At 64.3% G+C, this 21,055-nt stretch carries 20 protein-coding genes; 12 read left to right on the top strand and 8 right to left on the bottom strand.

The features are described from left to right. Positions 1-93: 93 nt before the first annotated feature. Entirely contained in the window at positions 94-999 is a 906-nt protein-coding gene (locus L0U82_RS24715) for an NmrA family NAD(P)-binding protein (protein ID WP_233835348.1), read from the top strand. 340 nt (positions 1,000-1,339) lie between these two features. Here the strand turns inward: L0U82_RS24715 and ribA are convergent, their stop codons facing one another. After that, on the bottom strand, positions 1,340-1,990 hold the full coding sequence (gene ribA, locus L0U82_RS24710; protein ID WP_233835347.1) for a GTP cyclohydrolase II: 651 nt from the start codon (positions 1,988-1,990) through the stop codon (positions 1,340-1,342). 313 nt (positions 1,991-2,303) lie between these two features. Between ribA and L0U82_RS24705 the strand changes: the two genes are divergently transcribed. Beyond that, positions 2,304-2,747 carry a CBS domain-containing protein gene (locus L0U82_RS24705; protein WP_233835346.1) on the top strand — a complete coding sequence of 148 codons (444 nt, stop codon included), beginning with the start codon at positions 2,304-2,306 and terminating at the stop codon, positions 2,745-2,747. Positions 2,748-2,987: 240 nt separating this feature from the next. Here the strand turns inward: L0U82_RS24705 and L0U82_RS24700 are convergent, their stop codons facing one another. Continuing rightward, positions 2,988-3,329 carry a DUF4148 domain-containing protein gene (locus L0U82_RS24700; protein WP_233835345.1) on the bottom strand — a complete coding sequence of 114 codons (342 nt, stop codon included), beginning with the start codon at positions 3,327-3,329 and terminating at the stop codon, positions 2,988-2,990. 235 nt (positions 3,330-3,564) lie between these two features. After that, on the bottom strand, positions 3,565-4,194 hold the full coding sequence (locus L0U82_RS24695) for a DNA-3-methyladenine glycosylase (RefSeq protein ID WP_233835344.1): 630 nt from the start codon (positions 4,192-4,194) through the stop codon (positions 3,565-3,567). A 344-nt stretch (positions 4,195-4,538) separates the two neighbouring features. Here L0U82_RS24695 and L0U82_RS24690 point away from each other — a divergent pair, with 344 nt between their 5' ends. Further along, a complete protein-coding gene (locus tag L0U82_RS24690; RefSeq protein ID WP_233835343.1) occupies positions 4,539-4,898 on the top strand; it encodes a BON domain-containing protein in 360 nt (119 codons plus the stop codon). Between the two features lie 413 nt (positions 4,899-5,311). Beyond that, positions 5,312-6,394, top strand: a complete 1,083-nt coding sequence (locus L0U82_RS24685; protein ID WP_233835342.1) for a calcium:proton antiporter — start codon at positions 5,312-5,314, stop codon at positions 6,392-6,394. Between the two features lie 40 nt (positions 6,395-6,434). Here L0U82_RS24685 and L0U82_RS24680 read toward each other — a convergent pair whose 3' ends face one another. Beyond that, the gene (locus tag L0U82_RS24680; protein ID WP_233835341.1) at positions 6,435-7,328 is read right to left on the bottom strand and encodes a LysR substrate-binding domain-containing protein; all 894 of its coding nucleotides are present in this window, start codon (positions 7,326-7,328) and stop codon (positions 6,435-6,437) included. A 492-nt stretch (positions 7,329-7,820) separates the two neighbouring features. Here L0U82_RS24680 and L0U82_RS24675 point away from each other — a divergent pair, with 492 nt between their 5' ends. From L0U82_RS24675 to L0U82_RS24645, 7 genes are all read left to right on the top strand, one after another. Beyond that, positions 7,821-8,915: an ABC transporter substrate-binding protein gene (locus tag L0U82_RS24675; protein WP_233835340.1), complete on the top strand. Its 1,095-nt coding sequence runs from the start codon at positions 7,821-7,823 to the stop codon at positions 8,913-8,915. Continuing rightward, positions 8,912-9,877 (top strand): ABC transporter permease, encoded by a 966-nt coding sequence (locus L0U82_RS24670; protein ID WP_233835338.1) that lies wholly within the window; start codon positions 8,912-8,914, stop codon positions 9,875-9,877. The genes L0U82_RS24675 and L0U82_RS24670 overlap by 4 nt, the downstream gene beginning before the upstream one ends. Beyond that, positions 9,874-10,758 (top strand): ABC transporter permease, encoded by an 885-nt coding sequence (locus tag L0U82_RS24665; protein WP_233835337.1) that lies wholly within the window; start codon positions 9,874-9,876, stop codon positions 10,756-10,758. The genes L0U82_RS24670 and L0U82_RS24665 overlap by 4 nt, the downstream gene beginning before the upstream one ends. 23 nt (positions 10,759-10,781) lie before the next feature. Continuing rightward, complete coding sequence (locus L0U82_RS24660) at positions 10,782-11,876, top strand: ABC transporter ATP-binding protein (protein WP_233835336.1); 1,095 nt, start codon at positions 10,782-10,784, stop codon at positions 11,874-11,876. Between the two features lie 67 nt (positions 11,877-11,943). Then, positions 11,944-12,780: a transporter substrate-binding domain-containing protein gene (locus L0U82_RS24655; RefSeq protein WP_233835335.1), complete on the top strand. Its 837-nt coding sequence runs from the start codon at positions 11,944-11,946 to the stop codon at positions 12,778-12,780. 109 nt (positions 12,781-12,889) lie between these two features. After that, complete coding sequence (locus tag L0U82_RS24650) at positions 12,890-13,648, top strand: amino acid ABC transporter permease (protein ID WP_233835334.1); 759 nt, start codon at positions 12,890-12,892, stop codon at positions 13,646-13,648. Positions 13,649-13,650: 2 nt separating this feature from the next. Next, on the top strand, positions 13,651-14,307 hold the full coding sequence (locus L0U82_RS24645) for an amino acid ABC transporter permease (protein ID WP_233835333.1): 657 nt from the start codon (positions 13,651-13,653) through the stop codon (positions 14,305-14,307). Positions 14,308-14,334: 27 nt separating this feature from the next. Here L0U82_RS24645 and L0U82_RS24640 read toward each other — a convergent pair whose 3' ends face one another. Genes L0U82_RS24640 through L0U82_RS24630 form a run of 3 tightly spaced genes read right to left on the bottom strand, consistent with a single transcriptional unit; the run spans position 14,335 to position 18,402 of the window. Continuing rightward, a complete protein-coding gene (locus L0U82_RS24640; protein WP_233835332.1) occupies positions 14,335-15,651 on the bottom strand; it encodes a c-type cytochrome in 1,317 nt (438 codons plus the stop codon). A 17-nt stretch (positions 15,652-15,668) separates the two neighbouring features. Then, entirely contained in the window at positions 15,669-17,945 is a 2,277-nt protein-coding gene (locus L0U82_RS24635) for a xanthine dehydrogenase family protein molybdopterin-binding subunit (protein WP_233835330.1), read from the bottom strand. Between the two features lies 1 nt (position 17,946). Further along, a complete protein-coding gene (locus L0U82_RS24630) occupies positions 17,947-18,402 on the bottom strand; it encodes a (2Fe-2S)-binding protein (protein WP_233835328.1) in 456 nt (151 codons plus the stop codon). Between the two features lie 413 nt (positions 18,403-18,815). Here L0U82_RS24630 and L0U82_RS24625 point away from each other — a divergent pair, with 413 nt between their 5' ends. Further along, positions 18,816-19,214: a hypothetical protein gene (locus tag L0U82_RS24625; RefSeq protein ID WP_233835326.1), complete on the top strand. Its 399-nt coding sequence runs from the start codon at positions 18,816-18,818 to the stop codon at positions 19,212-19,214. Positions 19,215-19,603: 389 nt separating this feature from the next. Here the strand turns inward: L0U82_RS24625 and L0U82_RS24620 are convergent, their stop codons facing one another. Continuing rightward, positions 19,604-20,554 carry a peptidoglycan DD-metalloendopeptidase family protein gene (locus tag L0U82_RS24620; protein ID WP_233835325.1) on the bottom strand — a complete coding sequence of 317 codons (951 nt, stop codon included), beginning with the start codon at positions 20,552-20,554 and terminating at the stop codon, positions 19,604-19,606. Positions 20,555-21,055 lie beyond the last annotated feature (501 nt).

The raw sequence follows: 21,055 nt of genomic DNA, 5'->3' as shown, positions 1-21,055 counted from the left end.
CATCCGGATCCGCGCAACATCATCCATATCTGCGCGCTTTGCTGGCAACACGTCCGTACGATCGAGCCTGTATCGATCTCAAAGGAGCGCAACGTGTTCGTTATTTTTGGAGCAGCGGGTCCGGTCGGCCATGCATGTGCAAGCGCATTGCGTCGCGCGGGACGCGAGGTACGCGCGGTGTTTCGCGACGCAAAACAAGGCGAAGCGCTCGCGGCAATCGGCTGTGAAATTGCGCTCGCGGATCTGAACGACGCGGAATCGGTCGCACGCGCGATCAAAGGCGCGCAAGCGGTGCAGGTGCTGTGTCCGGTGCCGCGCGCGCATGACGATCCAGAGGCCGGGATGCGGCGCACGATCGACGCAAGCGTTGCTGCGTTACGCGAGGCTCCTCCACCACATGTGCTCGTGCTTTCCGACTATGGCGCCGAGCACGCGGACGGCACGGGCATCACGACGCTGTTCCACTACTTCGAAACGCAACTGCGCTCGATCGATTCGTCGCTGACGTTTCTGCGCAGCGCGGAACACATGCACAACTGGGCACGCGTGTTGCCGGCCGCGCTTGAGCGGGGCGTGCTGCCAAGCTTGCATCATCCGCTCGACAAGCTGTTCCCGACTGTGGCCGCGCGGGACGTCGGCCAGTTCGCGGCCGAGTTGTTGCTCGACACTCAGCCATCGCGCGCGATGCCGCGAATCGTCAGTGTAGAAGCGAGTGAGAGGGTCAGCGCACTCGATGTGGCGCGTACCCTGGAGCAGCTCTCGGGACGGCCGGTAGTGGACTGGGAAGTGCCGCGCGACGACTGGCCTGCGGTGATGCACGGTGCCGGGATCGGTGAGCGGCATGCGCGGCTGATCGTCGATCTGTACGACGCGCACAACGCGGGCCGTATCGACGTCGAAGCGAATGTCAGCGAGCGACGCTTCGGCGCAACGACGTTGAAGGAAGTGTTGGCGGAGTTGTTGCCGCGCGTGACCGGCGCGCAGGTCGCGGCGCATTGAACCGTACCGGTTGATCGACGGCACACGCACAAATCGCTCGTGCGCGTCACCGGATATTCGACACAGGAGAGAGCATGTACACCTGCCCATTGCGGCGCGCATTCGGCGAGCCTCGCTCGCAACCCTGCCCGTCTCGCCGAACATCACAAACGCCGGCAACGCCGGAAACACCAGCAACCGAATTAGCGCCGCAAACACACGCGAACGATAGTGCCCGCCGCTGCCTGCATATCGCGACCACACTTTCGAGCCCGCTCGGCTATCACGCGCTAACTCGTCTGCTCGATGCGATTCCCGATAGCAATGACGATTTCGGGCTGTTCTGAGCGTTTAGAAGGGCCTACTCGTTCTCGTCGAAGTAGTGCCCGAACTTGACCTGTTTGGTACGGATATAGCGCTCGTTTTCCTCGCGCATCGGAATCGCGAGCGCGACGCGCTCGCACACCGGAATACCGTGCTTCGACAGCGTATGAAACTTCTCCGGGTTGTTGCTCATCAGCCGCACCGATGTCACTTTGAGCGTGCGCAAAATGCCCGCGGCCGAATCGTATTCGCGTGAATCGTCGGGCAGACCGAGATCGAGATTGGCCTCGACGGTATCGCGCCCCTGCTCCTGCAGCGCATAGGCGCGAATCTTGTTCGACAGGCCGATACCGCGCCCCTCGTGCCCGCGCAGATAGAGCAGCACGCCGCAGCCTTCGGCCGCGATATAGCGCAGCGCGAGATCGAGTTGTTCGCCGCAGTCGCAGCGATACGAACCGAGCACGTCGCCCGTCAGGCACTCCGAGTGCAGGCGGGTCAGCACGGACGACTGGTTGGCGACATCGCCCATCACGAGCGCGAGATGTTCGGCGCCGCTGTCGACCACGCGAAACACATAAGAGGTGAACGTGCCGTAGCGCGTGGGGAGTGTGGCGGTGGCGTCGAGTGCGACGCATTCGCCGGTGACGGCGCCGTCCGCTGCGGGCGATGAATCCTGAGACGTGAGCATGGCGTTAAACAGTGGTGCTGACATGAACCCGGTCAAGCCGGGGATAAGGTGTGGACTGCGAGTTTACCGCTAATCCGCGTGCCGCACGCGGATGCCCCTTCGTGGCTACGGAAAGCGGCGCAAAACTTCGTGTGCCTCAAAACGCGCGGACACACGCATCGGCGCGGCCTGCCGATCGATGCCGGGCGTGTGCAGCGCCGCACGTATTCGGGTGTACCGGCGGGCCATCGCACGCCTATACTGCAATGGCCTGTCCTGTCCCTCACGACGGCGCGCCATGTCGGCGTGCTGCATTGCGAAACGGAGCCGCTCCATGACAAGCGTTGCGCAGCTTCTCAAAACAAAACCGAACCCGTCCGGCGTCTACACGATCGGCGCCGATGATTCCGTGTACGAGGCTATCCGGCTGATGGCCGAAAAAGGCATCGGCGCGCTGGTGGTCACGGACGGCGACAGCATTGCCGGGATCGTCACCGAACGCGACTATGCGCGCAAGGTGGTGCTGATGGACCGCTCGTCGAAAGCGACGCCCGTGCGCGACATCATGAGCAAGGCGGTGCGCTTCGTTCGCCCCGACCAGACCACTGAAGACTGCATGGCGCTGATGACCGAGCGGCGCATGCGTCATCTGCCGGTCATCGAAAACGAGCGGCTTGTCGGCATGGTATCGATCGGGGACCTCGTGAAGAACATCATCGCGGAACAGCAGTTCACCATTCAACAACTCGAGTTCTATATTCACGGCGAACGGCCTTAGCGCGCACGCGCTCCGCAGCGGCGCCAGTCAATCGAAGCAAAAAAAGCCCAAACCTCGAAAAGCTTGGGCCAAGCCACCTTGCGGCAGCGGAGGTTCCTTTAAACAGGAACACAACGCGCGCGCGGACGACACGCTGACAGCGCATTCGCGCGTCGCGCCGGATGGGTTCGTCAGGTGATCTGAAGCGATGCGTGCGGATAGTCATCGCACGCACCGCTTCCATACGCTGCACGCCGCGGATCAGTTACCGAAATAGACGCCGTGTGCGCCGCTCATCGGCTGGACCACGCCACCGGACTGCGAGGTGCCGCCCATCGGCGCGCCGTAGCCGCTCGTATCAGCAACGGGATTGGTCTGCGCGACGGCGGAGTTCTGCGCGTCCACGCGGCGTTGCGCGGCCTGGAGGTTACCCGGGTAATCCGCGTCGCTCGACGTCGCCGGGCTATAGCCGGCCTGTTCGAGCTGGATCAATTGATTGCGCACTTCCGCGCGGGTGACAGGCTGCTGGCTCGACTGCGCGAAGGAGACGACCGGTGCGGCGAGAACTGCTGCAATGGCAACTGCCTTGAAGAGCGATTTCATGATGACTTACCTCCAATCTGATTTTGTCTGTTGCATCGCTTTTCGCACTGTTGCGTAAGCGATTGAATTCAGTCTAGTCATCGTCCCTTCAAGGGAAAACCCTTAATTTCGAGATAGATAATTGTTTTCGTCGCAATAATGAATGGGAATAAATAGAGGCCTGCCGTAATGCATGAAGCATGTAGTGATAATTGCCTTGATCGATGCCCTTGCAACCCGCTGAGCCTTCACACTTTCACGCCTCCGACGGCGGAATCAGCAACAGCTTGCGCGGCCCGCTGACGAAGACACTGCCCGGCTCGAAAAAACGCAGCGGCTGATGCATCTCACGCGACAGACCAATCCGCGTGGTCACGCCGAGCGGCGCGTCGCCGGTCTCGATCACACCGATCCAGAGTCCGCGGCCGGTGCACAGATCGCGCCCATCGAACGCCTGATCGATACCGAACGCGACCGTCAACCGGCCCGGCCCGCGCGCGAGATCGCGCAGCGGCACGCCGGGGCGGCGCGCTTCGATCAATGGAAGTCCTTCGAGCGGCTCGACCGCGCGCAGCAGAATACCGGCGCCGACCTCCTCCGCTTCGGCCGACATGTTCAGCATGTACGACACGCCATAGGTCAGCCGCACATACGCGTGCCCAGGTGCGAGAAACATCGAACCGTTGTACGGGCGGCGGCCAATAAACGCATGGCTCGTCGAATCGCCGAGCGGATATGCCTCGGTCTCGACGATACGTCCACTGATACGGCCTTCGGGCAAATCGTGCACGAGGTATTTGCCTACCATGAAACGCGCCAGCTCGACAGTGTCGACCGGCAGATCGTCGCGGCGCAGCGGCCGGATCGGAAGAAGCTCATTTCTCATACGTCATCCGCTTTTTTCGTGTCGTGGTCCCGGGCATCGTGATTCGACGCCATCGCCCGGTCTCATCCAGCCTATTGCGTTGTACCGAAGCCTCACTTTCATGCCACCCCGGGTCGACATGGCACTAATTGTTGTATTGTGTGTCACCGGCCCGCAACACGTCCCAACATGTGCCCTGTGGCCGCTCGGCTTTCCAGCCTCGCGTCGCATGGCTGGATCGATTCCAGGCGTATTCGCAGGGCTGCTATACCCGTAACATTCGTATCGAATCCCGCTGTACCCGCTGGTGTGACCATCGGCCCCATCCGGGGAACTGATGTACCTATGACAACAGGAGAAGTCGAATGAAAGCATTCCCGGCAATCAAGATGATCGGCGGCGCTCTGATCGTTTTCGCATCCCTGAACGCGTACGCGCAAAACAACGATGCGGCCACCACGGCTGCGCCGGCGGCCTCCGCACCGAACGCCAAGCAGGTCCGCGCGGCTAACCGCGCACTGCAGCGCAAGGTGCGCGGCGCACTCTCGAAGACGAAGGGCCTGACGGTCTCGAACATCACCGTGCGCGCGCGCGATGGCGCCGTGACGCTGGCTGGCTCGGTGCCGGAACAGCAGATGATCGAACTCGCGACCACGGCCGCACAGAACGTGCAGGGCGTGACGTCGGTGCGCAATGCGCTGACGATCCGCGCGATCGGCCAGTAAATCGGCCGCTGAAGTTGCTGTAGGGAAACAGGCTGGCGCCGGTATCCGGATAAACGATAGCGGCGCCAGTCGATGGCTTCATACGAGAGCAGGCACTGCGCCAGAACCCGTGCCGCATGCCGGCGCACCGGCACTACGAGTTTTAAACGCAGCGGGCACGTCGCCCCGCGCATCACCGATCCTTCCGTTGCACAATGATTCCCCACCGGACGAGCCCTCAATATCTCGAGCCCACGGCTTCGCGCCGCGTGTTGCGTCTGTTGAAAAGATCCGGTAGCGCCCTTTTCGTGTCACATTTATTTCTTATAATTTAAATATTTAGCATTGGTTCTTAAAGTGAACACGCAGATTCACACACTTTCGAAAACCGGCGGCTTCGTCCCGTCATCCCCACGCATGCAAAGGATCTCCGAATGACCTCGACCACGGCCGTATTACCCCGCTGGACTCTCGCCGTGCCGTTCGTCGGCTGGATCGTGCTCGCCGCCGGCTACGCGGTGCCGGGCAACGCGCTACTGCTTTCGCTGGTCGGCGTGGCGCTGTGCGCGGTGGTGTTCGCCGCCGTCCACCATGCGGAAGTGGTCGCGCATCGCATCGGCGAGCCGTTCGGCACGCTGGTGCTCGCGGTCGCCGTCACGGTCATCGAGGTCGCGCTGATCGTCTCGGTGATGCTGACGTCCGGTCCCGAAAAAGCCGGTCTCGCGCGCGACACCGTGTTCGCCGCGGTGATGATCGTCTGTAACGGGATCGTCGGGCTGTGTCTGCTGGTGGGCGGCATCCACCATCTCGAACAGGATTTTCAGAGTCGCGGCGCGGCGGCGGCGCTGGCGGTGCTCGCGTCGCTGTCGGTGCTGACGCTCGTGATGCCGAACTTCACCACCACCAACGCCGGCCCGATCCTGTCGAGCTCGCAACTGGCATTCGCGGGGATTTCATCGCTGGTGCTGTATTGCGTGTTCGTGTTCGTGCAGACCGTGCGCCATCGCGATTACTTTCTCGCCGATGTGCCCGATGAAGACGTTCACGCCGATCCGCCCAGCAGCCGCGATGCGATGATCAGCGGCGCGCTGCTGCTGGTGAGCCTCGTCGCGGTGGTGCTGCTCGCGAAAGTGTTGTCGCCGGTGGTCGAAAGCGCGGTGCTGAACGCGGGCGCGCCGCCGGCGGTGGTCGGTATCATCATTGCGGCGCTGGTGCTGTTGCCCGAAGGGCTCGCCGCGTTGCGCGCCGCGCGCGGCAACCGGCTGCAGACCAGCCTCAATCTCGCGCTCGGCTCGGCACTCGCCAGTATCGGCCTGACCATTCCTACCGTCGCCGGCGTGTTCCTGTATATCGGCCAGCCGATCGTGCTCGGCATCAACGGCAAGGAGATGGTGCTGCTCGCGCTCACGCTGGTGGTCGGCACGCTGACGCTCAGCACCGGACGCACGACGATCCTGCAAGGCGCGGTGCATCTGTCGCTGTTCGCCGCGTATCTGTTTCTGTCGTTTGCGCCTTAACGGCTCACGTTAGGCGATACGTAGAACGCCACAGAAGGCGTCACTCTTCCCAATGCTCGACGATCCAGTCGCGAAACAGATTCAGCTTCTGCTGCTGCGCGACTGAATCCGGATAGACGAAGTAGTATCGCCAGCCGGTTTTCAGCACCGTATCGAATGGCCGCACCAGACGCCTCGCCGCAACGTCCTCGTCGATCAGCGCGAGATCGCTGATCGCCACGCCGAAGCCCTGCGCGGCCGCATTGGTCGCCATGTCGAGCGTGTCGAAGCTGGGCCCGAGTTCGGCATCGATCGCGCCCGCGCCGGCGGCATCCGTTTCCGCCACTTTCGCGAGCCAGCTCTTCCAGTCCCGATGATCGCGCGTCGGATGCAGCAGCGTATGGCGCACGAGGTCGCCCACCTGATCGAGCGGCTTGCTTTTCAGCAGCTCGGGCGTGCAGACCGGCGTCAGACGCTCCTCGAACAGCGACACCGCCTGCACGTCCGCGCCCGGCGACGGTCCGTAGATGATCGCCGCATCGAACGGTTCGCTCTGAAAGTCGATGTCGTGCTGCCACGTCGTTGTGATCTGCACATGCAGATCCGGATATTCGGACTGGAAGCGCATGATTTTCGGCAGCATCCAGCGCATCACGCAGGTCGGCACCTTCAGCGCGAGATCGGTGCGTTGTCTCGTCAGCCGCAGCGACATTTCCTCGATGCGCGCAAAGCTCTCCTTGACGGCCGGCAGCAGCATTTCGCCTTCGGCGGTCAGCGTCAGGCCCTTCGCGTGCCGCTTGAACAGCGGGAACTTGTAATACTCCTCGAGCGCGATGATCTGCCGGCTGACCGCGCCTTGCGTCAGGCATAGGTGGTCGGCGGCGCGCGTGAAGCTGCGATGGCGTGCGACGGTCTCAAAAATGTGCAGCGCGTTGAGCGGCGGAAGGCGTCGCATCGGTGTATCCACGATCAGAAAAAATCATGCGCGGCCGCGGCGGCGCCCTTCGCCGCCGTGCCCGTCATGCCGACAGAATACGCGATCGGCTGTCTCTGCACGAGCCGGACCACAGGCAAATCCGTATGCGTTCGGCTCATGCACGCCGCGAAACGGCGCCGTTCACACCGTGCCGCACCGGCATGGTGCGCAAAAGCCGCCAACCGGTGCGCCAGCACCCAGCTTTCCTCATACCGCGACGCCGCCACACGCCAACCCACCGGATATGGACGTTAACCCGGAGGCGCGCTCATCCGCCGGTTCCGGCCGAATCGCCGCGGCGCGCGTCGCTGCATCCTCGCACCCGGTGCCATGAGCGTACGTCATGCCGTCCATGCGCATATTTCGATTGTTGATGGATTTTGGCAAACCTACAGTGCATTCACGCGCGGTTATATCCCGCTGCGGTCACGGCGATTCATCGGCAACAGGCGTTCAACACAGGAGACCGCCATGCAACAGATCAAACGGGGTAGAAGACAGGTCATCAAGACGCTCGGCACGGCGCTCGCGGCATCCGCGCTGCCGATGCCGTTCCTCAATCTGCGCGCGCAGGAACACAACTTCAGCGGCAAGACGCTGCGCATCCTGACGTGGTCGGACGATACCGGCACGGCCGCGCTGCGCAACATCGCTGCGACGTTTACCGCGAAGACCGGCGCCAAAGTGGTCGCCGATCGCGCCGACGGCACCTCGGGCATGGTCGCCAAGCTGAAGGCGAGCGGCGACCGTCCGACCTACGATGTGATCACGCTCGCGGGCGTCGGCGCGTCGGGGCTCGCGGACGCCGGCCTGCTGATGAAGCCGGATCTGGACCGCCTGCCGAACCTGAAGGACGTCGCGCCGCAATACCGCACCGGCGCGAACGGCTTCGGCGTCGGCTATCTGCTGTGGTCGGACGGACTGATCTACAACACCGCGACGGTGAAAACGCCGCCGTCGTCTTACGAAGCACTGTGGGACCCGAAGTACTCGGGCCGCGTGTTCCTGCCGCCGCCCGAATGGGCCGAGGCGGTCGACCTCGCGATCATCGCCGCGAAGATGAACGGCGGCTCGCAGCAGAACATCGAGCCCGGCTTCAAGAAACTCGCGCAACTGAAGGACCACGTGATGACGCTCGGCGAGAACCCGAACCAGGTGGCCGATCTGTTCCGCACCGGCTCGCTCGATATCGGCGGCATCTACTCGCCAGCGTTTTTCCCCGACCAGATCCGCAAGCCCGAGTACAAGATGGGCGTGACCTACGGCATGAAGGAAGGCTTCGCGACGCAGCTGATGTTCACGGTGATCCCGAAAGCGCATCCGGGCGATGCCGATCTGATCCACGCATTCATCAACCATTCGCTCGATGCGGGCGTGCAAGGCCGCATGGCCGCCGACGTGCTGAACGGCCCGGTCAATTCGAAAGCGGTGATCCCGGCCGAGAGCCGCGCGTTCGTGCCGAGCCCGCAGCAGATCGCCGAGAAAGCGGTGCTGCATGACGACAAGGCGCTCGCCGTCGTGCAGCCGGCATGGATCAAGCGCTACACCGAAATCTTCTCGGCATGAACACGATGCTCGCGCGCTTCTCACGACGTGCCGCGATGGTGCCGGACGAGGCGGCACCGGGTCCGGCATCCGGCGCCGCTGCCGCCGTGACTGAACCCGCCGCCGCGAGCATGCTCGCCAACGCGCGCCCCTGGTTGCTGCTCGCGCCGATCCTGCTGTTTCTCGCGGTGCTCGGCGCGGCGGCGCTGGTCGTGCTGCGCATGAGCTTCGGCAGCGCCGGCAACGAATGGCGCAGCTATACGCTGCAGAACTACGCGGACCTCGTCGACGGCTACTTCATCAGATCGTTGTGGCTAACGCTGCGGCTCGCATTCCAGAGCATGATCTTCGCGGTGCTGCTGGCGATTCCGGTCGCGCTGGCGATGGCGCGCACGAAGTCGCGGCTCGCGCGGCGGCTGCTGCTTGCAGGCGTGCTGCTGCCGCTGCTCGTCAATCTGCTGCTGCAAGGCTACGGCTGGCTCGTGATTCTCGGCCCGGCCGGGCTGCTCAATCACGCGCTGCTCGGCAGTGGCCTCGTCGAGCGTCCGGTGATGTGGCTGTATCGCGAGCATGGCGTGCTGCTCGGGCTGATCCAGACCGCGTTTCCGCTCGCGGTGCTGCCGCTCGCCAGTGCGATGCGCGCGGTGTCGATCTCGTACGAGGAAGCCGCCGCGACGCTCGGTGCGACGCGCTGGCAAACGCTGCGTCATGTGCTGTTGCCGCTCGCGATGCCCGGCCTCGTGTCGGGCGCGTTGCTGGTGTTCGCTTACAACGCGAGCGCGTTCGCGGTGCCGTTGCTGCTCGGCGGCCGGCGCGTGCCGATGCTCGCGGTGCTGGTCCACGATCAGGTCGCGCCGCTGCTGAACTGGCCGGCCGCGTCCGCTTCCGGCGTCGTACTGATGATCACGACGCTGACCGTGATGGCGCTATCGCAACGTCTGGTGCGCCGCACCCAACGTCTGAGCGGAGAGTCTCACGCATGAGCACGCCACTGCCCACTTCGGGTCTGCCTGGATCCACGCCGCGCTGGCTGCGCCTGCCGCACACGATGCCTGGCCAGCTCGGGCGCGCGACTGCGCTCACCGCCGGCGTCGTGCTGTTTCTGGCCGCGCTGCCGATCCTGACGATGATCGTGATGTCGTTCAGCGCGGCGGACACGCTCGAATTTCCGCCGCACGCGTACAGCCTGCACTGGTATCGCGCCGCCTGGCAAAGCTTCGTGTCGCCCGAGGCGACCGATACGCTGTCGATGGGCGCGGCGCTTACCACCAGCCTCATCGTCGCGTTCTCGACGATGCTGATCGCGACGCTGGTGTCGGTGCCCGCCGCCTATGCGCTGTCGCGCTACCGCTTTCGCGGCAAGCCGGCGGTCGAGCAACTGGTCGCGCTGCCGCTCGTCTATCCGCTCGTGATGCTCGGCCTGTCGCTGCTGCTGGTGTTCAACGTGCTGCCGGTCGAACTCGGCGTCGGCCGGCTGATCATCGCGCACGTGATTCTGGCGCTGCCGTTCACCGTGAAGAACTGCGCGGCGTCGGTCGCGTCGATCGGCCCGGAGTTCGAGGAAGCGGCCTGCGTGATGGGCGCGAGCCCCACCCGCGCGCTGATCGACGTGGTGCTGCCGCTGATGCGCCCCGGCATTCTCGCCGGCATGCTGTTCGCGTTCATCGTGTCGTTCAACGAGTTCACCGTCACATTCTTCCTGTACAGCATCGACACGATGACGCTGCCGGTCTGGCTGTATAGCCGCACGGTGTCGTCGCTCGATCCGACCGTGTTCTGTTTCGCCGTATTTATCGTCGCGATCGACTTCGCGCTGATCTGGCTGCTCGAAAAGCTGATCGGCGACGAAGGGGTTGCACTTTGAGTTCCCCCGCGCTGGAGCCTTCGATGACCCATCTGACCTTGCAGGCCGTGACGCGGCGCTTCGGCGCGGTGCATGCCGTCGACAACGTCGATCTGAGCGTGCCCGACGGCAAGCTCGTGTGCTTTCTCGGCCCGTCCGGCTGCGGCAAGACCACGCTGCTGCGCATGATTGCCGGGCTGGAGACGCCCACCTCGGGCAGCCTGCATTTCGCCGGCCGCGACATCACGCATCTGAGCGCGAACCGGCGCGACTTCGGCATGGTGTTCCAGTCGCTCGCGCTGTTTCCGCATATGACGGTCGCGCAAAACATCGCGTATCCGCTGAAGCTGCGCCGGGTCGCGAAAGACCAGCAGAGCCGCCGCGTCGCCGAACTGCTGGAACTGATCCAGTTGCCGCACATGGCGAACCGGCCGGTCACGCAATTGTCGGGCGGTCAGCGCCAGCGCGTCGCGATTGCGCGCGCGATCGCATCGGAGCCGCAACTGCTGCTGCTCGACGAACCGCTGTCCGCGCTCGACGCGAAGCTGCGCGAAGCGATGCAGGTCGAGATCCGTCTGCTGCAGCAACGCCTCGGCATCACGACGATCATGGTCACGCACGATCAGCGCGAAGCGATGACGATGGCCGACGAAATCGTCGTGATGGAAAAAGGCCGCATTGCACAGGTCGGCAAGCCGCTCGATATCTATCGCGATCCGGTCAGCGAATTCGTCGCGGACTTCATCGGCCTCGGCAATATCCTGCCGGTTCAGCACGATGGCGCAGGCGGCGTGAGCCTGCCGGGCGGTCAGTCCATCACGGTCGCGCCGAACCCACGCGCGCCGCTCGCCGCGAACGCGCGGGCCGGCGACGCGATCCGTCTATTGATCCGGCCCGAGGACATCTGCCTGAAGACGGCGAAGGCGGCTTCCGACACCGCCGGTCCGAACCGGCTGCCGGGCACCGTTACGTTCATTCGCGACGTGGGTGCTTCGCTGGAAGCGACGATCGATTGCAGCGGCTTCACGCTGACCGCCGCGACCACGCCACGCGAAACGCCGGGACTCGCGCTCGGCATGCCGGTGCTCGCCGAACTGCCGCCACATGCGTGCAAGCTGATCGCCGCACGCGCCGCGTGAGCCATCTGAGTCGCCGCACGCGCCCGAATCCATTCAATAACGACGTTTTTCGACAAAGGAAGAGACCATGAATCAGCACTCCGCTCCGCAATCGCCCCGCCGCGCGCAGCCGCGCCGCGTGTTCGCCACACTCGTCGCGACGCTGGCGATGACCGCACTCGGCGTGTTGTGCGCGCTGCCGTCGGCCGCGCATGCCGATGCACTCGACGACATCGCCAAATCGGGCACCGTACGCATCGGCGTGTTCGAGGACTATCCGCCATTCGGCTCGATCGGCCCGGATATGAAGCCGGTCGGCTATGACATCGACGTCGCCAATCTGATCGGCAAGGCACTCAACGCGAAGGTCGAACTGGTCGCGGTGACCGGCGACAACCGCATGGCCTATCTCGCCGACCGCAAAGCCGACATGCTGCTGTCGGTCGGCCAGACGCCGGAGCGCGAGAAGGTCATCGATTTCTCGATGCCGTACGCGCCGTACTACCTCGCGGTGTTCGGCCCGAAATCGCTGCATGTGAAAAACGCCGCCGATCTCGCCGGCAAGTCGATCGCGGTCGCGCGCGGCACGCTCGAAGACCTGAGCGTCACGAAGATCGCGCCGCCCAGCGCGAACATCAAGCGTTTCGACGATCCGAACGGCGCCATCTCGGCGTTTCTGTCCGGCCAGGCGCAGTTGATGGTGGTCGGCAACGACGTTGGTGCAACGATTCTCGCGCGTCATCCGGCCAACGATCCGGAGCAGAAGTTTTCGCTGTTCAGCTCGCCCGATCACGTCGGGCTGAACAAGAACGAGCCGCGCCTGAAGGCCAAGGTCGACGAAACGATTGCGAAGGCTCGCAAGGACGGCACGATGAACGCGATTTCCGAGAAGTGGCTGCGCGCGCCGCTGCCGGCCGAGTTCTGACTTGCCTGTGCTGACTCGCGCTGAGCCGCGTTGACGCTGGGCCTCTCACGGGGCCTTGCGTCGTGAACCCGGCAGCGATTGGATTCTGATCAACGACGAGTATCAAGCGATGACTTATGCGTTCGATTTCAGCGGCTTCGGCCTCTATGCCGACATGCTCGTTCGCGGCGCCGCCGTGACACTCGGGCTCACGGCCGTGTCGACGGTGCTCGGCGGACTCGTCGGCGTCGCCGGCGCGAGCATCGCGGCGGCCGGGCCCAAATGGGCGCGCTGGCTGGTCGCGAGCTACGTCGAGCTGATCCGCAATACGCCATTTCTCGTGCAACTGTTCTTCGTGTTCTTCGGCTTGCCCAGTCTCGGCTTGCATATCGACGAAATGCAGGCCGCCGTGCTGGCGATGACCGTCAATCTCGGCGCGTACGCCACCGAGATCGTGCGCGCCGGCATCGATTCGATTTCGCGTGGCCAGGTGCAGGCGGCAGAGGCGCTCGGTCTGCGCTCACGCCAGGTGTTCCGTCACGTAGTGCTGCCGCAGGCGCTCGCCAATGTGTTTCCCGCGCTACTCGGCCAGGTGCTGATCGTGATGCTCGGCTCGGCCGTCGTATCGCAGATCTCGGTGCCGGACCTGACCTACGCGGCGAACTTCATCCAGTCGCGCAACTTCCGCTCGTTCGAGAGCTATCTGATCATCACCGCGACTTATCTGCTGATGTCGATCGCGTTGCGGCAACTGCTGAACCGTTTCGGCCGCAACCTGTTCGCGGGCCGCGCCGCGCGCGGCAGCCGCAACGATAGCGGCGGCAAGCCCGGCAACGGGCGCGGCCGACTGTTCTGGCGCGGCGCGCGCACACTGCCAACGGAGCGCTGATCATGGTCGAATTCACGCTGTGGGACATTGCCCGCAATCTGCTGATCGCCGCGCGCTGGACCGTGCTGCTGTCGGTGATCGCATTCGTCGGCGGCGGCATCGTCGGCTTGCTGCTGCTCGCGATGCGCGTGTCGCCGATCGGCTGGCTGCGCCGCATCGTCGTGCTGTACGTCGAGCTGTTTCAGGGCACACCGCTGCTGATGCAGCTGTTTCTGACGTTCTTCGGTTTGCCGTTGCTTGGCGTCGACGTGTCGCCATGGGCCGCGGCGGCAGTCACGCTGACGCTCTATACGAGCGCGTATCTGGTCGATATCTGGCGCGGCTGCGTCGAGGCGGTGCCGCGCGGCCAGTGGTCGGCGGGCGCAAGTCTCGGCATGACCTTCGGCCAGCAGTTGCGCTATATCGTGTGGCCGCAGGCGCTGAAAATCGCGGTCGCGCCGACGGTCGGTTTTCTCGTGCAGGTCGTCAAAAGCACCGCGCTCGCGTCGATCATCGGCTTCGTCGAACTGACGAAGACCGGCACGATGATCACCAATGCCGCGTTCCGGCCGTTTCCGATCTACGGGATGGTCGCGCTGATCTACTTCGCGATGTGCTTTCCGCTGACCTGGTATGCGCGGGTGCTGGAGAAGCGGCAGAAGGTGGGACAACACCGGTAACTGCCGTCCCACCCTGAACGGGCGCGCCTACCGCGCCGCCTCGGTCGACTTGCGCAACTTCGCGACTTCCGCTGCGCCCACCGCCGGCGCGCCGTTGTTCCAGCCCGCGCGCACGAAGCTCAACACATCGGCGATCTGCCGGTCGTCGAGCACCGCCGCGAAGCCCGGCATCGGGAACGGCGACGGCACACCGTTGATTACCAGATCACCGGTACCGTTCAGCGTCACGTTGATCAGCGACGCCGGATTCTTCGCGAGCACGTTCGGATTGCCGGCGAGCGGCGCGAGCATCGGCGCGAAACCGCGTCCGTCGACGCCGTGGCAGTGCATGCAATACGCGGCATAGAGGCGCGCGCCGGCATCGTTCGCGGGGCGATCGAGCGAGACCCTGGTCGCCTGCGGATCGTACGTATAGGGCTGCGCGCCGTTGCCGCCCACCGGCGCCAGCGACTTCAGATACGTCGACACCGCCGCGACGTCCGCGTCGCTCATGTGCTGCGTGCTGTTGTTGATCACGTCGGTCATCGAGCCGAACGCCGACGCATGACGGTTCGCACCGGTCTTCAGGAACGCCTGCAGATCCTGCTCGCTCCATCGGCCGAGCCCGGCATTGTGTTCGCCGGTCAGATTCGATGCGAACCAGCCGTCGAGCAGCGCGCCGCTCAGGAAGCCACTGCCGCTTTCATCGAGCGCGCTCTCCTGAAACGCGACGCCGCGCGGCGTATGGCACGAGCCGCAATGGCCGAGTCCCTGCACCAGATACGCGCCGCGATTCCAGGCGACATCCTTGCCCGGCTTGTCGCGATACGCGCCGTTGTCGAGGAACGCCATGTTCCAGAACTTGAGCGGCCAGCGCATGTTCATCGGCCATTTGATATCGGACTCGCGATTCGCCTGCGGCACCGGCGCGACGCCATGCATGAAGAACGCGTAGAGCGCCTTCATGTCGTCGTCGCTAACCTTCGCGTAGGACGGATACGGCATCGCCGGGTACAGGTTGTGGCCGTCTTTCGCGACGCCTTCGCGCAGTGCCCGCGCGAAGTCCTGCTCCGTATAGCCGCCGATGCCGGTTTGCACATCCGGCGTGATGTTGGTCACGTAGATGCGGCCGAGCGGCGTGTTCATCGGCAGGCCACCGGCGAACGGCCTGCCTTTGGGCACCGTGTGACAGGCCGCGCAATCGCCGAGCTGGGCGAGATAGGCGCCGCGTTGCACGAGCGCCTGATCGGCAGCGCCAGCCGCTGCCGGCGTTGCCGCCGAGGTTGCCGCATTGGCCGGTGTTTGCACGAACAACGGTAACGCGACGGCCAGCGCCGCGCCCAACCCCTTCAGAGTGTTTTTCATCGCAGGGCTCCTTCGCGTCATGCGGTGTGCAGTTGACGACCGACCGGCAATTGCCGCAGCCGCTTGCCGGTCGCCGCGTAGATCGCATTGGTCAACGCGGGCGCGAGCGCCGCGGTGCCCGGCTCGCCGATGCCGCCCGGCGCCTCGCCGCTCTTCACGATATGCACGTCGATCGGCGGCGTCTGGTTGATACGCAGCATCCGGTAGTCGGTGAAATTGTTCTGCTGCACGCGGCCGTCCTTGATCGTGATCTCGCTATAAAGCGCCGCCGTGATGCCGAAGATGATGCCGCCCTGCACTTGCGCCTCGATCGTGTTCGGATTGACGACCATCCCGCAATCGACCGCGCAGTTGATGCGCTTGACCGTCACCTCGCCGTCTTCGACCGCCACGTCGAGCACGATCGCGAAGAAGCTGCCGAACGCGTGCATCACCGATACGCCGCGCCCCTGCCCCTGCGGCAGCGCGCTGCCCCAGTTGCCGGCCTGCGCGGCCACGTTGAGTACGTTCAGCGCGCGCGGCGATTTGCCGAGCAGACTGCGCCGGTATTGCACCGGATCGATCTTCGCGTGCGCGGCGAGTTCGTCGACGAAGCTCTCGACAACGAACGTGCCGCGCGTCGGCCCGACGCCGCGCCAGAACGCGGTCGGAATCGTGCGCGGCTCCTGGCGTACGTAATCGACCAACTGGTTCGGCAGGTCGTACGGCAGATCGGAGGCCACTTCCACCGCGTCGCGGTCGAGCCCGTTCTGGAACGCGGGCGGCGCGAAGCGCGCGAGGATCGACGAACCGGCGATCCGATGCTGCCACGCGATCGGCTTGCCGTTCGCGTCGAGCCCGGCGGAGATCGTGTCGTAGTAGTACGGCCGGTACATGTCGTGCTGGATGTCTTCCTCGCGCGTCCAGACCACCTTGACCGGCGTCGACAGCTGTTTGGCGACCTTGACCGCCTGTGTGACCATATCGATTTCGAGCCGCCGGCCAAAGCCGCCGCCGAGCAGATGGTTGTGCACGATGATCTTGTCCGCTGGCAGGCCCGTGACCGCCGCGGCCGCATCGACGACGCGCGTCGGCACCTGCGAGCCGAGCCACACTTCGCACGCGTCGGCGCGCACATGGACCGTGCAGTTGACCGGCTCCATCGTCGCGTGCGCGAGGAACGGCTGCTGGTACACCGCGTCGACGCGCGTCTTCGCGTCGCCGAACGCGCGTTGCACGTCGCCTTCCTTGCGCGCGACCGCGCCGTTGCGTTGTGACGCGGCGGCGAGATCGTCGACGATCGTCTTCATCGATACCTGCGCGCCCGCTCCTTCGTTCCATTTGATATCGAGCGCCTGCAAGCCGCGTTTCGCGGCCCAGGTGTGATCGCCGATCACCGCAACCGCGTTGTCGGCCTTGATGATCTGGCGCACGCCGGGGATCGTTTTCGCATGCGTATCGTCGACGCTCGCGAGCGTGCCGCCGAATACCGGACAGGTCGAGATCGCCGCGTAGACCATGTCGGGCAGACGCACGTCGAGCCCGAACATCGCGGTGCCGTCCACTTTTTCCGGCGAATCGAGACGCTTCGCGGGCGTGCCGATCAGCTTGAAATCCTTCGGGTCTTTCAGCGGCACGTTCTGCGGCACCGTCTGCGTCGCCGCGGCCTGCACGAGTTGACCGTAGCTCGCCGTGCGGTTGCTGGCCGCGTGAATCACCTGCCCGGCCTGCGCGTGACAACTGGCCGGATCGACCTGCCATTGCGCGGCGGCCGCATTGATCAGCATCGCGCGCGCGGTCGCGCCCGCGCGACGCATCGGCTCCCACGCGTAGCGGATCGATGTCGAGCCGCCGGTCAACTGGCCGCCGAGCAGCGGATCCTTGAAGAGCTTTTCGTTCGGCGGCGCGTGATCAAGCGTGACCGCATCGAGCGGCACTTCGAGTTCTTCGGCGATCAGCATCGGAATCGACGTGTACACGCCCTGGCCCATTTCGACCTTCGGCATCACCAGCGTGACCTTGCCGGCGGTATCGATCTGGATGAACGCATTCGGTTCGAACACGCCGCTTTGCGGCGCCTCGTTCGCATCGCCGCCGATCACGGTCTTGCCGGTCTTCTGGTCCTGACTCACGGCAGGCACGCTGAAGCCGAGCAGCAGAGCGCCGCTCGCCGCCGTACCCACCGCGACGCCGAGCTTCAGGAAGCCGCGCCGCGAGATACCGGGGGCGTTGTGCGGGTCGCTGAGTGTGTCGTCATGCAGCCGCGCGTTCGGGCGCCGCGTGCCGTTGTCTGTATCGAACCATCGCTGGGACATGTCAGGCCCCCTTCGCGGCATGCTTGATCGCCACGCGAATGCGGTTGTAGGTGCCGCAGCGGCAGATGTTGCCGGCCATCGCGGCATCGATGTCCGCGTCGCTCGGATCGGGGTTGCGCGCAAGCAGCGAGGCCGCCGACATCACCTGCCCGGACTGACAGTAGCCACATTGCACGACGTCGAGTTCGCGCCATGCCTGCTGCACTTTCTGCCCCGTGGGCGTGTCGCCGACCGCTTCGATCGTGACGATCTTGCGCTCGCCGACGGCTGCCGCGGGCAGTACGCACGAGCGCACCGCGACGCCGTCGAGATGCACGGTGCAGGCGCCGCATTGAGCGATGCCGCAACCGAACTTGGTGCCGGTGAGGCCGACGAGATCGCGCAGCACCCATAACAGGGGCATGTCGGGCGGCGCGTCGACGGTGTGGGTTTGGCCGTTGATATTGAACGTTGTCATGGGCGGCTCCGGTCGAGGTGGATTGTGGTCAGGCGGTTTTAGATCGCAACGCCGCGCCAGATCGCGAGAACTCACCCTGTTTGTTCGGCACGTCGCGCTAATGCGCGGCGCAAGGCGGGCAGCGGCTGAGCAGGCGTCGCTGATAGACCGGCCGATTGTAGTCGTGGAAAAGAAACTTCGCCGTGCGGCTGCGCAGCACGCGATGCAGCGCAACGACGGAAGAAAAAAGGACCGTGGCCGCCGCCGATGCTCGCCGCATAGTCCATCGAACCTGGACGCGAATCTATGCGTTACCATCGACGCATCGACCCGTCAGCGTGACGGACGCCGGTCGATACGCCGCCATGCATCGCGCAAGGCATCGCATTGCGACGCACGATTACGTCGAGTCACCTCAGCCGCAGGAGCCGCCGATGAACGACCCGCAATGTACTCAATTCCTCTCGGACATTCGCAGACCACTGCTCGCACTGCACAAGGCGATTCTCGATCACGAGCGCGCGTCGTACGAAAAGGAATTCGGCCCGGTGACGCCGGCGGCGTTTCTGCAGGTGTTGATCAACGGTTCGGGATTTCGCTGGCTCGCGCCGCTATCGACGGTGATCGCGAGCGTCGACGAAATTCTCGACGATGCGGAAGCCGATGCCGGCGATCGGCTCGCGACCGCAGAGGCCGTCGTCGGGCTGTTTTCGGCGGATCAGCCGAACAATAGTTTCCTGCCGCGTTATCTGCCGCTGTTGCAGGCCGACCCCGCGATCCTGCATTACCACGGCGAAGTATCGCGGCTGTTGCGCGGTGCGCAGGCGGTGTAGTCGGAAGCGCACACGAATCGCGGCGAGGCGGCGTATGTTCGAATCGTTCGGCTGAACGATCGATAGATACGCCGCCGGCTCCCGAATCTCCTCACCGTTCAGAAAGCGGCTTCACGCCGCGATACGCGATTGATCGACGCAAGCTTTATTTCTCACGATCGATGAATTGCGTGGCAATCGCTGAGCTTTACTTTCGTCGTCAGCACGAATCCCCCTTATTTGAAGGTATTTCGTACCTGGTTCGTAAGAATGCGGGCGCGCGGCGTTGCGCTTTCATCGATAGAACGGCGACGCGAATGCGTCGCCGAACGGATCTCCTGGCTTTGCTGATTAAAACAACGGTGAGCTTTTGCGGGATGTTTGGAGGAAAGGACTGGGCGACGCCGGAACTAGCCACGCCCCTGCGGCAGATACGGCATCGGATCGACCGGCTTGCCGTCGCGACGGACCTCGAAGCCGACCGACACGCGCGAGTTATTTTCGTCGCCCATCTCCGCGATCTGCTGCCCTTGACGCACGACGTCGCCCATCTTGACCAGCAGCTTGCGGTTATGCGAATACGCGGTCAGAAAATCCTTGTTGTGCTGCACGATGATCAGGCTGCCGTAACCATTCAGACCGGTGCCCGCGTACATCACCTTGCCGTCGGCGGCGGCCCGCACCGGATCGCCGGGCTTGCCGCCGATTTCGATACCGCGTGTTTCGCCCGGCTGGAATGCTTCGACCACGCTGCCCGACGCGGGCCACGCGAGCGTCACGCTGTTCGCGTGCCGGTTGGTTTCCTGCGTCACTTCGTGGACCGTGGCGGCGTTGGGCGCTGGCGCGGCTTGTGACGAAGCCTGGGCCGGCGTCTGTGGTGCCGCCGATGCTGGCGCCGGCGTCGGCGTGGAACCCACCGCGGCTTTCGCGGCGGCCGCTGCATTGGCATTGGCCAGCTTCACCTGCCGCGCCGTTTCCGGCGACACGACATGCAGTACCTGTCCTGGCTTGAGCCGCGCCGATGCCTTCAGCCCATTCCATGCCTGCAACTGTTTGACGCTGCAGTGATGACGCTGCGCGACGCGCGCAAGCGTGTCGCCGCGCCTGACGCGATAGACGAGCGGCGGCGACTTCTTCAGCGACCCGTGCTGGTGGGCATCGATCGTCAGTTGCGCGGATGCCGCGGTGGCGTCGGTCGCGGCGTCCGTATCCGTCGCCGGCACGCCCGCTGTGGCGGTGGTGCCCGTTGCCGCACCATTCTGCGCGTTCTGTTGCCCGAAGTTCGCGCAACCGCCGAGTGCCAGCGCGAGCCACACGCCGGCGAGACTGGCCTGCATCTTTTTGTCGAAGCGTTTTCTCATCCTGTTCGACTCCTGCTTGTATTCATGGACTGGCCGGATGAAGGCCAGATGACTGATCAAAAATCTCGCGGAATTGTAAAGTGCCCTTTAATAAAAAAATCTCGCGCCACACACACTGATACAAACCTTACCAACCGCATTTCAGCGGTTACGGCACAGCGGGTTGCCGACGCGAAAAGCGGCAAAAACGTTGCATTCCGATGACAATTCACAATCATTGACCATTGCCTTATCGGCAAACACCAGCGGAACTTGAATCGCGGTGGGATGCGGTAGGTGGCAATAACGGCGAAGGGCGAGGTTAAGGACGCGGCGTCAGGAGCTGGCGAGCGCCCGACGTCTATCCGCGCGGCGTCGCGGCTTGGCCGGCGGGCCGCCTGGTGTTGAATCGGGATGGGAGTGCGGGAAAGACAGCCGCGCTGGGGAAGCGCGTGAAGCGAACGTCAGCCTGGAGCACCGGCAAGCGTATGGAGCAGGACGCCTGAGCTAGCGTCGAACCGG

Origin of the sequence: Paraburkholderia sp. ZP32-5, assembly GCF_021390495.1 — a bacterium.
Classification (GTDB): domain Bacteria; phylum Pseudomonadota; class Gammaproteobacteria; order Burkholderiales; family Burkholderiaceae; genus Paraburkholderia.
This window is presented reverse-complemented; position numbering and strand designations above follow the sequence as displayed.